This window comes from Achromobacter insuavis, assembly GCF_902859645.1.
In the GTDB taxonomy this organism is placed as follows: domain Bacteria; phylum Pseudomonadota; class Gammaproteobacteria; order Burkholderiales; family Burkholderiaceae_B; genus Achromobacter; species Achromobacter insuavis.
Genome location: NZ_CADIJR010000037.1, coordinates 1 through 14895 on the forward strand (window position 1 = coordinate 1; position 14895 = coordinate 14895).

Below are 14895 nucleotides of genomic sequence, written 5' to 3' on the forward strand. Positions count from 1 at the left end.
CGCCGCCCGCGCCGAGGGCGTCGCGGCGCGGCCGGCCGCCGTGCGCCGCGCGGACCATGAACGCCTGCACCAGGCCCGCAGCCTGTTGCTGGCCGACCTGGCGCAGCCGCCCTCCATCGCCGATCTGGCGCGCCAATGCGGCATGAACACCTTCAAGCTCAAGCAGGCCTTCAAACAGTACTTCGGCCTGCCGGTGCATACGCTCTACCAGCGCGAACGCATGCGCGCGGCCTGGGACCTCATCGCAACGGGCGGGCTCAGTGTGTCGCAGGCGGGACTGAAGCTCGGCTACACCAACATGAGCCACTTCTCCAGCGCGTTCAAGCGGGTCCACGACGTCCTGCCGAACCAGGTCAAGCGCGGCGGATAGGCGATCGTGGTCGGCGCGGTCCCCGACCCGCCGCCCGGCTCGCGGTCCTACATCGTCCTACTCTGGCCCCATTTCGACTAGAATCAGAACCATTCTCAATAAAAGACACCGGTCCGCGGCCGGGTCGAAAAATAACGAGGCGCGTTCTGAAACCCACGTTCCGTTTGTCCATGGCCTGGCTCCACACCTGGGTCGGCCTGTGGTTTTCCTGGCTGCTGTTCGCCGTCTTCCTGACGGGCACCCTGGCGGTATTCGCCGAACCCATCACCCATTGGATGACGCCCGAGCACCACGCGGCCGAGGCCGAGGCGGCGGCGCGCGAGCCCGTCAAGGTGGATCGCGCGCGCCGGCTCGACCTGGCGGTGCAGTACATGGCGCAGCATCACCCCGGCGCCGGCATGTGGGAGATCTGGCCGGTCGACCGCTTTCACGACAACGGCCTGGTGGCGTACTGGTTCGATCGCGACGGCCAATACGCCGACGCCGAACTGGATCCCGAGACGGGCCAGGAACTGCCAGAGGAAGCGCATCACGCGCAAGGCCGCGCCACGTTCGGCGGCAACCATTTCGTCGACTTCCACTACAACCTGCATGCCCAGCCGCTGGGCGTGTGGATCGTGGCCTTCGCGGCCATGGCGATGCTGGTGGCGATGGTGTCGGGCGTGGTGACGCACAAGCGCATCTTCAAGGACTTCTTCACCTTCCGCGCGAAGAAAGGCCAGCGCTCGTGGCTGGACGCGCACAACGCCACGGCGGTGCTGACCCTGCCGTTCCAGTTCATGATCGCCTACACCGGCATCGTGATCTCGGCCCTGACGCTGATGCCCGCGCCGATCGCCGCGGCCTATGGCAGCGGCGCCGAGGCCGCCCGCCAGTATCTTGCCGAACTCTCCCGCGAAGACCGGCCGACGCCGACCGGCGCCGCGCTGGCCGTGCCGGCGCTGGAGCCCCTGGTGGCCCGCGCCGAACAATTGATCGGGCAGACCGCGCGCGCCATCGTCATCAACAATCCGGAAGACGGCTCGATGCGCATCGCGGTCTATGGCTGGAACGAGACGGCGGACCAGCAGGTCCACATCAGCAGCACCAGCGGCATGGCCGAATTCTCCGGCGCCAGCGGCGAACTGCTGCGCCTGCGCGCGCCCGGCGGCGTCGAAGGCGGCGCCGCGCCGCTGACGCGCCAGGTGATGGCCGACCTGCACATGGTCAAGTTCGGCGGGCTGGCCATGAAATGGCTGTATTTCCTGTGCGGCCTGGCCGGCGCCGCCATGATGGGCACCGGCGCGGTGCTGTTCATGGTCAAGCGCCGCAACAAGATGGGCCACGAATTCGGCGCCGCCACCGCGCGCGTCTACCGCCTGATCGAGGGCCTGAACGTGGCCGCGCTGGCCGGCCTGGCGATCGCCTGCGTCGGCTATCTGTGGGCCAACCGCCTGCTGCCGGTGGCGCTGCCGCAGCGCGCCGGCTGGGAGCTGCGCGCGTTCTTCATCATCTGGGCGCTGACGCTGGCCCACGCCTGGCTATGCACGCCGCGGCGCGCGTGGATCGGGCAATTGGCCGCGCTGTCGGCGCTGTGCCTGCTGCTGCCGCTGCTGTCGCTGGCGACGATCGGCGACCATCCGCTGGCGCAGATCGCGCGCGGCGACTGGGAAAGCGCCGGCGTCGAACTGACGGCCGTGGCCACCGGTCTGGCGGCCGGCTGGGCCGCGCTACGATTGCGGAAGAAGCCGCTGTCGGCGCCGCCGCCGCGCAACGCCCGACCGCCCCAGGAAGCCACGGCATGAATCTGAACGACGCATACGGCATCGCCATGGCGCTGCTGCTGACCTATTCGGGCATGGCCTGCCTGAGCCTGGCGATGCCGCGCCACTACGACCAGGTCTGGGGCCGCGATCCCTCCGCCAACCACACCCGCGTGCTGCGCGCCGCCGGCATCCTGCTGTTGCTGCTGGCGCTGCTGCCCTGCGTCGGCCTGTGGGGCAACACCGTGGGCGTGGTGGCCTGGCTGGGCTGGCTGTCGGCCGGCGCGCTGCTGTGGGTCGGCATGCTGTCGTGGTCGCCGCGCCCGGCGATGCGCACCGCGGCGCTCGCGGTGGTGATCTCGATCGCCGGGGTCGGCTTCGGCTTCTAGGGCCACATTGCGCCCGCCCCGGCCTGGCCGGGGCCGTTTGACCGGCATCAAGCCGGCCTGACAAACGCCTCGGTGGCCCGGTTTTTGACACCATAGGTGGTGGTAGAGTTTTCCCACCCCACAACATATGGTGTCAGCGATGCAACTCCAACACATCCTCAAGCGCGACGGCCGGGTCGTCGCATTCGACCGCGACAAGATCGCGGCGGCGCTCGCCGCCGCCGGCCGCAGCACCGGAGAACTGGACGCCGACGTCGCGCAGGGACTGGCCAGCGCGGTGATCGCGGCGCTGGCCGCCGAGGGCAACGTCTGCCCCGGCGTGGAGACCATCCAGAACCAGGTCGAGGAAACGCTGGTCAAGGCCGGCTACTGGCGCACCGCCCGCGCCTACATCGTCTACCGCGAGCAGCACGCCCGCCTGCGCGCGCTGCGCCACACCCTGGTGGACGTGGAAAGCGCCATGGAGGAATACCTGGAACAGCGCGACTGGCGCGTCAACGCCAACGCCAACCAGGGCTACAGCCTGGGCGGCCTGATCCTGAACGTGGCCGGCAAGGTCACCGCCAACTACTGGCTGTCCAACGTCTTCGCGCCCGAGGCCGGCCAGGCCCACCGCGACGGCGACATCCACATCCACGACCTCGACATGCTCAGCGGCTATTGCGCCGGCTGGTCGCTGCGCCAGCTGCTGACCGAGGGCTTCAACGGCATCCCCGGCAAGATCGAGGCCACGCCGCCGCGCCACATGTCGGCGGCCATCGGCCAGATCGTCAACTTCCTGGGCACGCTGCAGAACGAATGGGCCGGCGCCCAGGCCTTCAGCTCGTTCGACACCTACATGGCGCCCTTCATCCGCCGCGACGCGATGACCTACGTCGAGGTCAAGCAGTGCATGCAGGAGCTGATCTACAACCTGAACGTGCCGAGCCGCTGGGGCACGCAGACGCCGTTCACCAACCTGACCTTCGACTGGACCTGCCCGGCCGACCTGAAGGAGCAGATCCCCTACGTCGGCGGCGAGGAAATGCCGTTCGCCTATGGCGACCTGCAGGCCGAGATGGACATGATCAACCGCGCCTACATCGAGGTGATGATGGCCGGCGACGCCAAGGGGCGCGTGTTCACCTTCCCGATTCCCACCTACAACATCACGCCCGACTTCGACTGGGACCACCCCAACACCGAGCGCCTGTTCGAGATGACCGCGCGCTACGGCCTGCCGTACTTCCAGAACTTCCTCAATTCCGACCTGGAGCCGCACATGGTGCGCTCCATGTGCTGCCGCCTGCAACTGGACCTGCGCGAGCTGCTCAAGCGCGGCAACGGCCTGTTCGGCTCGGCCGAGCAGACCGGTTCGGTGGGCGTGGTGACGGTCAACTGCGCGCGCCTCGGCCATACCTGCCGTGGCGACGAGGCCGCGCTGATGGCGCGCCTGGACCTGCTGCTGGGCCTGGGCCGCGACGTGCTGGAGACCAAGCGCAAGGTGGTGCAGCGCTACATCGACCAGGGCCTGTATCCGTACACCCGGCGCTACCTCGGCACGCTGCGCAACCACTTCAGCACGCTGGGCGTGAACGGCATCAACGAGATGATCCGCAACTTCAGCGACGACGCCGACGACGTCACCACGCCGGCCGGCCACGCGCTGGCGGTGCGGCTGCTGGACCGGGTGCGGGCGCGCATGACCGAGTTCCAGGAGGAGACCGGGCACCTCTACAACCTGGAGGCCACGCCGGCCGAAGGCACCACCTACCGCTTCGCCCGCGAGGACCGCAAGCGCTATCCCGGCATCCTTCAGGCCGGCACCGAGGCCCAGCCCTACTACACCAACTCCAGCCAGCTGCCGGTGGGCCACACCGACGATCCGTTCGAGGCGCTGGCGCTGCAGGAAGCGCTGCAGGGCAAGTACACCGGCGGCACCGTGCTGCACCTGTACATGAACGAGGCCGTGTCGTCGGCCAGCGCCTGCAAGGAACTGGTGCGGCGCGCGCTGTCGAATTTCCGGCTGCCGTACATCACCGTCACGCCGACATTCTCGATCTGCCCGAACCACGGCTATCTGGCCGGGCACCACGAGTTCTGCCCCAAGTGCGACGCCGAACTGCTGGCGAAACAGGCGTCGTGCTGCGCGCCGGCCTGACCGCGCCGTCCATCGAGTTTTTCCCCGGGCGATCCCCGCCCGGCCCTTTCCCCAGGAGCCCTCATGCAAACCGTGATCACCCCGCAAGCCATCGCCCCGCAGGCCGCGCATCTGGACGACAGCCAGCGCGTGCGCTGCGAAGTCTGGACCCGCGTCATGGGCTATCACCGCCCCGTGTCTTCCTTCAATACCGGCAAACAAGGCGAATTCAATGAACGCCGCTTCTTCGTCGAACAACGTGCCTGAAGCGGCGGGCGGCCGCAAGGCCGCTCCCGCCCGCCATCCGCCGCGCCTGGCCCACGCCGCGCCGCCGCGGCCGGCGGCCCAGCCGCTGCCGCGCCATTCGCCGGCGGTGGGGGGCCTGACGCCCTTCTCCACCGTGGACTGGCCCGGCACGCTGGCCGCCGTCATCTTCATCGCCGGCTGCCCGTGGCGCTGCCACTACTGCCACAACCCCGAATTGCAGACGCGCAACGCGCGCTACGACTGGCGCGACGTGCGCGCCTTCCTCGACAACCGCCAGGGCCTGCTGGACGGCGTGGTGTTCTCGGGCGGCGAGCCGCTCAGCGAGCCGCGCCTGCCGTCGATGATCCGCGAGGCGCGGCGCATGGGATACCGCATCGGCCTGCACACCGCCGGCATCTATCCGCTACGGCTGGCCGATGTGCTGCGCTACCTGGACTGGGTCGGCCTGGACATCAAGGCCGACGCGCAGGGCTATGACGACATCACCGGCCGCCGCGACTCGCACCGTCCGGCGCAGGCCTGCCTGACGCAGTTGCTGACCGCCGGCGTGGATTTCGAATGCCGCATTACCTGGCATCCCGACTGGCTCGACGAGACCCGGCTGCTCGGCCTGGCGCGCGAACTGGCGCGGCGCGGCGTCAAGCGCTTCGCGGTGCAGGGCGCGCGCAGCTGCCCCAGCACCCCGCCGGCGCGGCTGCTGGGCACCCAGGCGCAGGCCCTGCTGCGCGGCTGGTTCGAGGACTTCGCCTACCGCTGAGCGCTGGCGCGGCCCAGGCGCGCCGCCAGCGCGGCGTGAAAGCGCGGCGACGCCACCGCGCCCACATTGCAGCGCGACCAGGGCGAGGCCGCCGTCGGGTCGACGCTGAACACGCGGCCCGGCGCCATGATGACCTTCTCCGGCATCAGGTCCTCGGCCAGCGCCAGCGAATTGTCGATGCCGGGAAACGCCGCCCACAGATAAAGCGAACTCGTGGGCCGCGTGTAGACCGCGGCGCCCAGCGAATCCAGCACCCGCAACGCATCGCCGGTGGCCGCTTCCAGCCGCTGGCGCAGGCGCACCAGGTGGCGCTCGTAGTGGCCGTCGCGCAGCATCACGTCGACCATGCGCTCGCAGTATTCCGAACTGCTGACGTGCACCAGCGCCTTCAGGTCCGCCAGGTCGCTGGCCAGGCCCGCGCCGCAGGCGATGAAGCCGACCCGCAGCGCCGCCGAGAACGATTTCGAGAAACTGCCGATGTAGACCGTGCGTTCCAGCTGGTCCAGCGCCGACAGCCGCACCGCCGAGGTCGGCTTGAAATCGGCCAGCGGGTCGTTCTCCACCACGATCAGGTTGTAGCGCTCGGACAGCTGCAGCAGCTTGTAGGCCTTGGCCGGCGAAATGTCCGAACCGGTCGGATTGTGGGCCAGCGACTGGGTGAAAAAGAGGCGCGGCTTCTCGCGCTGCAGCAACGCCTCCAGCGCGACCAGGTCCGGGCCGTCCGACAGGCGCGGCACGCCCAGCATGCGCACGCCGGCCAGCTTGAGCTTGCCGAACAGCGGGTAATAGCCGGGATCGTCCACCAGCGCCGCCGCGCCCGGCGGCAGGAAGTAGCGGATCACCAGGTCCATGGCCTCGTTGGCGCCGTGCGTCAGCACCAGCTGCGACGGCGCCGCGCTGATGCCGACGTCGCCCAGCTTGCGCACCAGGCTCTCGCGCAGCGGCGCGTAGCCAAAGCGGCTGCCATAGCGGAACAGCGTGCCCAGGCCGGTGCGCACCACCTTCTGGTGATAGCGGTCCATGCGCATGTCGGCCAGCCATTCCACCGGCGGGAAGCCGTCGCCGGCGGCGATGGCGTCAGGCTGGGTCTTGAGCTGTTCGCGCATCAGCCAGACGATGTCCATGGCGCGGCTCAACTGGCCCGGTTCTTCATCGGCGGCGCGCTGCGCCGGCCCGGTGTCGAGCACGTAGAAGCCCGAGCCGCGGCGCGGCTCCACCAGCCCGCGCGCCACCAGCATCTCGAACGCCACCACCACGGTGTTCTTGGCGTAGCGATGCAATTGCGCCAGCTCGCGCAGCGAGGGCAGTTTATCGCCCGGGCGGTAGACGCCCTCGGCGATCTGGCGCCCGATCAGGCGCGCCAGGCTTTCGGCGATGGGCGCGGCGCGCGGGGCGCGGCCCAGGGAGTTGTCGGCGTCCACGGCGTGGTTTCCAGCGGGGAAAAGTCGAAAATTGGTGCAGTGCGATGGTACTGTTCGCCCAAACTGTACCTCTGAATGCCGGTACAGTTTACCTAGAATCTGGCCACCCAATTCTTAGATTTTCCGATGGAGACACATGCCATGGTGGCCGATTCACGCCTGCCCAACTTCCGCGCCCTCACCCCCGCCCAACGCCTCGCCGCCATCGCCGACGCGGCCGGCCTGACGCCCGAGGAACGCCAGCAACTGGCCGAACCGGGCGCGCTCGGCCTGGACCGCGCCGACGGCATGATCGAGAACGTCATCGGCGCCTTCGAGCTGCCGCTGGGCGTGGCCGGCAATTTCCAGGTCAATGGCCGCGACGTGCTGGTGCCGATGGCGGTGGAAGAACCGTCGGTGGTGGCCGCGGCCTCGTTCATGGCCAAGCTGGCGCGCGAGAACGGCGGCTTCGAGACCTCCAGCACCCGGCCGCTGATGCGCGCCCAGGTGCAGGTGCTGGGCCTGACCGATCCGCACGGCGCGCGCGTCGCCCTGCTGCGCGAACGCGAGCGCATCGTCAAGCTGGCCAACAGCCGCGACCAGGTGCTGATCGGCCTGGGCGGCGGCTGCCAGGACATCGAGGCGCACGTGTTCGCCGACACGCCGCGCGGCCCGATGCTGGTGCTGCATCTGATCGTCGACGTGCGCGACGCCATGGGCGCCAACACCGTCAACACCATGGCCGAGGCCGTGGCTCCGCTGGTCGAGGAGATCACCGGCGGCACGGTGCGGCTGCGCATCCTGTCGAACCTGGCCGACCTGCGCCTGTCGCGGGCCCGCGTGCGCCTGACGCCGCAGACCCTCGACACCAGGGACCGCAGCGGCGCCGAGATCATCGAGGGCGTGCTGGACGCCTACGTGTTCGCCGCCACCGACCCGTACCGCGCCGCCACCCACAACAAGGGCATCATGAACGGCATCGACCCGGTCATCGTCGCCACCGGCAACGACTGGCGCGCGGTCGAGGCCGGCGCCCATGCCTACGCCTGCCGCGACGGCCGCTACACCTCGCTGACCCATTGGGAAAAGGACGCCAGCGGCGCCCTGGTCGGCACGCTGGAAATGCCGATGCCGGTGGGCCTGGTCGGCGGCGCCACCAAGACCCATCCGCTGGCGCGGCTGGCGCTCAAGATCATGGCGGTGCGCTCGGCCCAGGAGCTGGGCGAGATCGCCGTGGCCGTGGGCCTGGCGCAGAACCTGGGCGCGCTGCGGGCGCTGGCCACCGAGGGCATCCAGCGCGGCCACATGGCGCTGCACGCGCGCAACATCGCGCTGACCGTGGGCGCGGTGGGCGCCGAGATCGACCAGCTGGCCCGCCGCATGGCCGAGGAAAAGGACGTGCGCGCCGACCGCGCGCTGGCGCTGCTGGAGGAACTGCGGAAACCGGCCTGACGGCGCGGCACGGTCGGCGCACGCACGCCGGCCGCACAAGAACAGAGGTGGTGCCGGGAACCTCCCGCGCCGCCCGTCCATCAAGGAGACAGACATGGAAAGAGACAGCAAGGCGTCCGCCGGACGCCTGGCCGAAGTATGGAACGACACGGTCGACCTGCGCCACCTGGCGTGGGCCATCGCCATCGGCATCGTCATCAGCGTGGCCGGCTTCTACGCCGCCAGCGGCTGGCTGCGCGACAAGGTCGCCTCGCCCGAGCTGGCGCACGCCTACGCCATGCTGGCCGGCCTGGGCGGCTGCGTGCTGGCGGGCGTGATCTGCGCCCGCCTGTTCCCGCCCAAGCGCGAAGTGGTCGAGCACAGCGCCTCGCACGATCCGGCCTGGCGCGCCGAGGTGCTGGCCGAACTGGCCGCGCAACCGGGCGGCCTGGGCACGCTGGCGGACCTGCCGCCGGCGGTGGTCAAGGAACTGAAGGAACTGGACCTGTACGAGCTGTTCGCCGCGCCTGCCGCGGCGCAGGCGCCGCAGGCCCAACCGCGCAACGTGCGTGAAGAGGTGCCGGCATGAGCGATCCCGTGTTGCTTGAACAGATCATGGTGGCCGCCGGCATGGGCCTCCTGGGCGCGGTGGTGTTCGCCGCCATCGGCCTGGTGTCCGGCACCGACGAGACCACCACGCTGGCGCCGCTGACGCTGCTGGTGGTGCTGCTGGGCGTGCCGCCCGCCGGCGTCTTCACCTTCTTCCTGGCCGGCGCGGTGGCCAAGCACATGACGCACGCGGTGCCGACGGCGCTGCTGGGCATCCCCGGCGACACGCTGGCCACGCCGCTGCTGCAGGACGCCAACATGCTGCGCAAGCTGGGCGTGCCGCACATCGCGCTGCGCAAGATGGTGTCGGGCGCCATCGTCGCCGCCTTCGTGGCGGTGCCGCTGGCGGTGCTGTTCGCCGTGCTGCTGGCGCCGTTCGGCGGCGCCATCACCAAGTCGGCGCCGTGGATCTTCCTGGCCGCGGCGGTGCTGATCGCCTACTTCTCGGCCGGCCGCTGGGCCGCGGTGGCGCTGCTGGTGCCGTTCGTGGTGGTGATCGTGGCGCTGCAGAGCCTGACCGCCAAGTATGGCGTCAAGCTCAGCATCAGCTACTTCCTGGGCATCGCCATCGGCCCGCTGATCGCGGACCTGTTCACCGTGATCGCGCCGCAGGGCCGCGCGAAAATGATGCGCGACAAGGTGCGCACGTTCTCGCTGGCGCCGGACGTCAAGGGCTGGTCGGGCTACTTCCCCAACCCGCTCAAGGTGATGGACCGCATCCAGACCCGCTGGACCCTGGCCACCGCCACCATCTCCAGCGCCACCTTCGTGTTCAGCCCGGTGGCGATGACGGTGGTGCTGGGCGAACTGGTGGGCTCGCGCGTCAAGCATGCCTATCACCGCCTGACCACGGTGCTGAGCGCGCGCAACGGCGTCACCGAGGCGACCTACATCGCCGAGGCCCTGATCCCGCTGATCGCCTTCGGCCTGCCGCTCAGCCCGGTGGCCGCCGGCCCGGCCGCGCCGCTGTTCAACGCGCCGCCGCGCTTCACGGTGGACGCGGCCAGCGGTGAAACGCACAACCTGCACAACCTGCTGAACCACTGGGAGTTCCTGGGCTACGGCATGCTGGCGGTGCTGCTGGCGGCGATCGTGTCGTATCCGTTCGCCATGAACTTCGCGCGCCGCGCCGCGCTGTTCGTGTCGCGCAAGGTCAGCCACGAGGCCATCATCGCCACCTTCGTCGGCCTGATCATCGTGATCAGCGTGTGGGAAGGCCAGTTCCTGGGCCTGCTGGTGATCCTGACCATGGGCCTGTTCGGCGGCCTGCTGTCGCGCCTGTTCGGCTTCAACACCGGCGTGCAGTTCATGGGCTACTACACTGCCGTGCTGACGGTGCCGGCGCTGGTCAAGCTGGTGGCATAAAAGGAAGCGCCAGCGAAAAGGGGCGGAGCCGGCGTGCTCCGCCCCTTTTTTTCTTTCGCGGCGGCCGCGGCCAGGCGCAGCGCCTTCATCTCCCCTGCTTTCCCCCGCCCGCTTGATTCCGCGCAAGGCGGCGCGTCATGCCTTGCTCTAGCCTCGGAGCCACTGTTCCCAATAAAGGCTCTCATTTCATGACGTGGTTCAAATCCCTCACTCTCGCCGGACGCGAATTGCTGCCCATCGTCCAGGGCGGCATGGGCGTCGGCGTTTCCGCCCATCGCCTGGCCGGCGCGGTCGCCAGCCAGAACGCGGTCGGCACCATCGCCAGTGTGGACTTGCGCCATCACCATCCCGACCTGATCGAGCAGACCGAGGACTGCCGCGACCGTGAACAGATCGACAGCGCCAACCGCGTCGCCCTGGACCGCGAAGTGCGCGCCGCGCTCGACACCGCGCAGGGCCGCGGCGTGGTCGCGGTGAACGTCATGAAGGCGGTGCGCGACCATCCCGCCCTGGTGCGCCAGGCCTGCGAAAGCGGCGCCCAGGCCATCGTCATGGGCGCCGGCCTGCCGCTGGACCTGCCCGACATGACCGCCGACTACCCCAAGGTCGCCCTGGTCCCCATCCTGTCGGAAGCGCGCGGCGTGGCCGCCGTGCTGAAGAAGTGGATGAAGAAAGGCCGCATGGCCGACGCCGTGGTCATCGAACACCCTGGCTACGCCGGCGGCCACCTGGGCGCCGCGCGCCTGGACGACATCCACGACGAGCGTTTCGACTTCAAGCGCGTGCTGGCCGAATGCCGCCAGCTGTTCCAGGACCTGCAACTGGGCCGCGACGCCCCGCGCCTGATCGTGGCCGGCGGCGTCGGCAGCCATGAACAGGTGCGCCATTGGCTCGGCAACGGCGCCGACGGCGTGCAGGTGGGCACGGCCTTCGCCGTGACCCAGGAAGGCGACGCGCACGAGAACTTCAAGCGCGTGCTGATGGAAGCCGACCCCGACAAGCTGGCCGAATTCACCAGCGTGGCCGGCCTGCCGGCGCGCGCCGTGCCGACGCCGTGGCTGACCCGCTACCTGCGCCAGGAAAAGACCCTGCAGGACAGCACCCGCTGCGACGCGCGCCGTTGCAGCCAGCGCATGGACTGCCTGACGCAATGCGGCCTGCGCGACGGCATCGCGCGCTTCGGCCAGTTCTGCATCGACCTGAAGCTGGCCGCCGCCATGCGCGGCGAAGTCAGCCGCGGCCTGTTCTTCCGCGGCGCATCGAAGCTGCCGTTCGGCGACGCCATGCGCAGCGTGCGCGAGCTGATGGACTATCTGCTGAACGGGCGGATGCCGACGGCGGCCTGATCGCGCCCTGGCCCGCCGTCCGGCGCGGGCGGCAGCAAACCGCCTACGGCGCCGCCGGCAGGTCGAATTCGAACACCGCGCCCGGCTCGGGCCGCTGCACCAGACGGATATCGCTGTGGTGCAGCTGCAGGATGCGGTGCACGATCACCAGCCCCAGGCCGCCGCCATCGCGCGGGCCGTTGGCCAGCACCGAGGCGCGGGTAAACAGGCCCGCCCGCAACGCCTCGGGAATGCCGGCGCCGTTGTCGCTGACCCGCACCTGCACGCCGCCGCGCGCCTGCTCCAGGCTCAGCTCGATGCGGCCGCCCGGCGCGCTGTGGCGGATGGCGTTGTCCAGCAGGTTGGTCAGCACCCGCTCGATCATGCCCAGGTCGGCGCGCACCGGCGGCAGTTCCTGGTCAATCGCCGTGGTCAGCCGCTGCTGGCGCGCCTCGGCGGCCAGCTCGAATTTCTGAATCACGTCCTGCGCCAGCTCGGGCAGCGAGAAGGTCTCCGGCTCCAGCCGCACCAGCCCGGATTCCAGCCGCGCCAGCTCGAACAATTCCTGCGCCAGCCGGCCGACCTTGCGGCTCTGCGCCAGCGCGATGTCCAGATAGCGGCGGCGCTCGGCCGCGTCCAGCGTTTCGTCCTTGAGCCGCAGCGTTTCCAGATAGCCGTGCAGCGAGGTCAGCGGCGTGCGCAGGTCGTGCGAGATGTTCGCCACCAGGTCGCGCCGCTGTTGATCCTGGCGCGTCAGCTCGCGCCATTGCTCGGAGATGCGCCGGCCCATCTGCACGAAGCTGCGGCGCAGCAGCGAGATCTCGTCGCCGCTGGCGTCGGTGGCGTCGACCGGCTTTTCCAGCGCCGCCAGCGCGCGGCCGTCGTCGTCGCCGAAGGCCCGCACCGCGCGCGTCAGCCCGCGCAGCGGCCGCGTGATCAGGCCGAACGCCGCCAGGCCCGCCACCAGGCCCAGCAGGGCCACCAGCGCGATCGACCACAAGGTGGTGCGCAGCACCGCGCTGCGCGACGCCGCCATGGCCAGCGCGTCGTGCGCCTCGCCCTGCAGCACCACGTAGACGTAACCTTCGTCGCGCCCGGCCACCCGCACCGGCGCGGCCGAGAACACCTTGGCGGTATCCAGGTGGCGCGGATCGTCGCCCTCGATCGGCAGCGCCCCGCCCGCCAGGAAGCGGCGCACCGGCGCTAGGTCGACCCGCTCGCGCTTGATCTGGCCGGGCGAGGCGGCGTCGCCGACGATGCGGCCGTCGTTGTCCAGCAGATAGACCTCGACCGCCGGATTCACCATCATCAGCATCGAGAACAGCGAGCGCACCGCGTCCGGCTTCCAGCCGTTGGCGTCCATCAGCTCGTTGGTGCCGGCGATGTGCTGCGCCAGGCCGCTGGACAGCCGCTGCACCACTTCCTGCTCGTAGCGCAGGTTGGCCGAGATCTGCAGCCAGGCCGAGGCGCCGCAGCAGGCCAGCAGCAGCATGGCGAACACGGCCGACAGGCGCTGGGTCAGGGTCAGGCGCTTCATGATGCGGACTCCGCCGGCGCGCCGGGTTCGGCCGCGAACTTGTAGCCGCGGCCCCAGACCGTCAGGATGCGCTGCGGATTGGACGGATCGGCCTCGATCTTGGTGCGCAGCCGGTTGATGTGGGTGTTGACCGTGTGCTCGTAGCCTTCGTGCTGGTAGCCCCAGACCTGGTTCAGCAGGTCGAGCCGCGAGAACACCTTGTCCGGGTTGCGGGCGAAGAAATGCAGCAGGTCGAACTCGCGCGGCGTCAGTTCCAGCCGGCGGTCGTCGACCGAGGCGGTGCGGGCGATCGGGTCGATGGCCACGCCGTGCTGGCGCAGGCTGCCGGCGTCGATGCGGGCGTTGCGCTCCAGCGCCTCGGTGCGGCGCAGCAGCGCCCGCACCCGCGCCACCAGCTCCAGCATCGAGAACGGCTTGGCCAGGTAGTCGTCGGCGCCCAGTTCCAGCCCGAGGATGCGGTGCACCTCGCTGGAGCGGGCGCTGGTGATGATGATGGGGGTGTAGCGCGTCATGGCGCGGGCGCGCTTGCAGATCTCCAGGCCGTCGATGCCGGGCAGCATCAGGTCCAGCACCAGGGCGTCCCAGCCGCCCTCTTCCAGCCGGCGCATGCCTTCGTTGCCGTCGGCCGCGTGCTCGACCGCATAGCCTTCGTCCCGCAGGTGCAGGCGCAGCAATTCGGCGATGTGGGCGTCGTCTTCGACGATCAGGACGCGGCGAGGCGTATCCATAGGGGCTCGGTCAGGGGTGGAAATCGGGGTAAGCCGACCGCCAGCGGCCGGCAACGCCGGGCGCGGGCGATCCGCCCCCGGCAGCGCTATTGTCGCCAATCCATGGCCGGCGAGTTATCACATTTATTTTAAGTTTGCGTGAGGACTTCGATATCGGCCCCGGGGAAGAATGGCTCCAACGACAACAACCGCCTCCCCGAGGAGCCCCGCCATGATGGCCACGCCCGCCACCCCAGACGCCCCCGCCGCCCCGGCGCCCGACAGCCGCGGCCCGGTCCATCCCGGCTGGCTGCGCATCGTGCATTGGCTCAATGCGCTGGCCGTGGTCATTATGGTGACCAGCGGCTGGCGCGTCTACAACGCCGCGCCGTTCTTCGACTTCACCTTTCCCAACGGCGCCACCCTGGGCGGCTGGCTCGGCGGCGCGCTGCAATGGCACTTCGCCGGCATGTGGCTGCTGCTGGTCAACGGCCTGCTCTACCTGGGGCTGAACCTGACCACCGGCCGCCTGTGGCGCAAGTTCTTCCCGGTCGGCCCGCGCGGCGTCGCCCGCGACCTGGCCGCCGCCCTGAGCGGCAAGCTGTCGCACGCCGACCCGCGCCACTACAACCAGGTGCAGCGGCTGGCCTACCTGTTCGTCATCGCCGACATCACGGTGCTGGTCCTGTCGGGCCTGGTGCTGTGGAAGTCGGTGCAGTTCGACACGCTGCGCACGCTGCTGGGCGGCTATGAATTCGCGCGCCGCATCCATTTCTTCGCCATGGCGCTGCTGGTGGCGTTCGTGGCGGTCCACCTGGTCATGGTGGCGCTGGTGCCGCGCAGCCTGATCGCCATGATCCGCGGCAAATAAGGAGCC

General features: G+C 69.8%; 14 protein-coding genes. 11 read left to right on the forward strand and 3 right to left on the reverse strand.

Annotation, left to right across the window (positions count from 1 at the left end):
• The 6 genes from H0523_RS18390 to H0523_RS18415 form a co-directional block, all read left to right on the forward strand.
• Nucleotides 1-370, forward strand: a 370-nt coding sequence (locus H0523_RS18390) for a helix-turn-helix transcriptional regulator (RefSeq protein WP_180180117.1), incomplete at its 5' end; no start/stop codon positions are given.
• 170 nt (nt 371-540) lie between these two features.
• Nucleotides 541-2154: a PepSY-associated TM helix domain-containing protein gene (locus H0523_RS18395; RefSeq protein ID WP_082404456.1), complete on the forward strand. Its 1614-nt coding sequence runs from the start codon at nt 541-543 to the stop codon at nt 2152-2154.
• Nucleotides 2151-2501, forward strand: a complete 351-nt coding sequence (locus tag H0523_RS18400) for a DUF3325 domain-containing protein (protein WP_054430615.1) — start codon at nt 2151-2153, stop codon at nt 2499-2501. The genes H0523_RS18395 and H0523_RS18400 overlap by 4 nt, the downstream gene beginning before the upstream one ends.
• 139 nt (nt 2502-2640) lie before the next feature.
• The gene (locus H0523_RS18405) at nt 2641-4641 is read left to right on the forward strand and encodes a ribonucleoside triphosphate reductase (RefSeq protein WP_054430616.1); all 2001 of its coding nucleotides are present in this window, start codon (nt 2641-2643) and stop codon (nt 4639-4641) included.
• A gap of 63 nt (nt 4642-4704) precedes the next feature.
• Nucleotides 4705-4887, forward strand: a complete 183-nt coding sequence (gene nrdD, locus H0523_RS18410; protein ID WP_049074065.1) for an anaerobic ribonucleoside-triphosphate reductase — start codon at nt 4705-4707, stop codon at nt 4885-4887.
• The gene (locus H0523_RS18415; protein ID WP_180180118.1) at nt 4853-5644 is read left to right on the forward strand and encodes an anaerobic ribonucleoside-triphosphate reductase activating protein; all 792 of its coding nucleotides are present in this window, start codon (nt 4853-4855) and stop codon (nt 5642-5644) included. The genes nrdD and H0523_RS18415 overlap by 35 nt, the downstream gene beginning before the upstream one ends.
• On the opposite strand, the gene H0523_RS18420 is transcribed toward H0523_RS18415, so the two are convergent.
• A complete protein-coding gene (locus tag H0523_RS18420; RefSeq protein ID WP_082380380.1) occupies nt 5635-7065 on the reverse strand; it encodes an aminotransferase-like domain-containing protein in 1431 nt (476 codons plus the stop codon). The two genes, H0523_RS18415 and H0523_RS18420, sit on opposite strands and share 10 nt — an antisense overlap.
• A gap of 141 nt (nt 7066-7206) precedes the next feature.
• On the opposite strand from H0523_RS18420, the gene H0523_RS18425 reads away from it, so the two are divergent.
• From H0523_RS18425 to H0523_RS18440, 4 genes are all read left to right on the forward strand, one after another.
• Nucleotides 7207-8496, forward strand: a complete 1290-nt coding sequence (locus tag H0523_RS18425) for a hydroxymethylglutaryl-CoA reductase, degradative (RefSeq protein ID WP_054430618.1) — start codon at nt 7207-7209, stop codon at nt 8494-8496.
• A gap of 94 nt (nt 8497-8590) precedes the next feature.
• Nucleotides 8591-9064, forward strand: a complete 474-nt coding sequence (locus tag H0523_RS18430) for a hypothetical protein (protein WP_054430619.1) — start codon at nt 8591-8593, stop codon at nt 9062-9064.
• Nucleotides 9061-10449, forward strand: coding sequence for a tripartite tricarboxylate transporter permease (locus H0523_RS18435; protein ID WP_049074076.1), 1389 nt, complete (start codon nt 9061-9063; stop codon nt 10447-10449). The genes H0523_RS18430 and H0523_RS18435 overlap by 4 nt, the downstream gene beginning before the upstream one ends.
• Nucleotides 10450-10637: 188 nt before the next feature.
• Nucleotides 10638-11795 carry an NAD(P)H-dependent flavin oxidoreductase gene (locus H0523_RS18440; protein WP_054430620.1) on the forward strand — a complete coding sequence of 386 codons (1158 nt, stop codon included), beginning with the start codon at nt 10638-10640 and terminating at the stop codon, nt 11793-11795.
• A gap of 43 nt (nt 11796-11838) precedes the next feature.
• On the opposite strand, the gene H0523_RS18445 is transcribed toward H0523_RS18440, so the two are convergent.
• On the reverse strand, nt 11839-13311 hold the full coding sequence (locus H0523_RS18445; RefSeq protein ID WP_054430621.1) for a sensor histidine kinase: 1473 nt from the start codon (nt 13309-13311) through the stop codon (nt 11839-11841).
• Nucleotides 13308-14039 (reverse strand): response regulator transcription factor, encoded by a 732-nt coding sequence (locus H0523_RS18450; protein WP_054430622.1) that lies wholly within the window; start codon nt 14037-14039, stop codon nt 13308-13310. The genes H0523_RS18445 and H0523_RS18450 overlap by 4 nt, the downstream gene beginning before the upstream one ends.
• Nucleotides 14040-14250: 211 nt before the next feature.
• On the opposite strand from H0523_RS18450, the gene H0523_RS18455 reads away from it, so the two are divergent.
• The gene (locus H0523_RS18455) at nt 14251-14889 is read left to right on the forward strand and encodes a cytochrome b/b6 domain-containing protein (protein ID WP_054430623.1); all 639 of its coding nucleotides are present in this window, start codon (nt 14251-14253) and stop codon (nt 14887-14889) included.
• Nucleotides 14890-14895 lie beyond the last annotated feature (6 nt).

Bases quoted from the DNA above. Each gene is read 5' to 3' on its own strand.
- H0523_RS18395 (WP_082404456.1), top strand. From the start codon at position 541: ATGGCCTGGCTCCACACCTGGGTCGGCCTGTGGTTTTCCTGGCTGCTG.
- H0523_RS18400 (WP_054430615.1), top strand. From the start codon at position 2,151: ATGAATCTGAACGACGCATACGGCATCGCCATGGCGCTGCTGCTGACC.
- H0523_RS18405 (WP_054430616.1), top strand. From the start codon at position 2,641: ATGCAACTCCAACACATCCTCAAGCGCGACGGCCGGGTCGTCGCATTC.
- nrdD (WP_049074065.1), top strand. From the start codon at position 4,705: ATGCAAACCGTGATCACCCCGCAAGCCATCGCCCCGCAGGCCGCGCAT.
- H0523_RS18415 (WP_180180118.1), top strand. From the start codon at position 4,853: ATGAACGCCGCTTCTTCGTCGAACAACGTGCCTGAAGCGGCGGGCGGC.
- H0523_RS18425 (WP_054430618.1), top strand. From the start codon at position 7,207: ATGGTGGCCGATTCACGCCTGCCCAACTTCCGCGCCCTCACCCCCGCC.
- H0523_RS18430 (WP_054430619.1), top strand. From the start codon at position 8,591: ATGGAAAGAGACAGCAAGGCGTCCGCCGGACGCCTGGCCGAAGTATGG.
- H0523_RS18435 (WP_049074076.1), top strand. From the start codon at position 9,061: ATGAGCGATCCCGTGTTGCTTGAACAGATCATGGTGGCCGCCGGCATG.
- H0523_RS18440 (WP_054430620.1), top strand. From the start codon at position 10,638: ATGACGTGGTTCAAATCCCTCACTCTCGCCGGACGCGAATTGCTGCCC.
- H0523_RS18445 (WP_054430621.1), bottom strand. From the start codon at position 13,311: ATGAAGCGCCTGACCCTGACCCAGCGCCTGTCGGCCGTGTTCGCCATG.
- H0523_RS18450 (WP_054430622.1), bottom strand. From the start codon at position 14,039: ATGGATACGCCTCGCCGCGTCCTGATCGTCGAAGACGACGCCCACATC.
- H0523_RS18455 (WP_054430623.1), top strand. From the start codon at position 14,251: ATGATGGCCACGCCCGCCACCCCAGACGCCCCCGCCGCCCCGGCGCCC.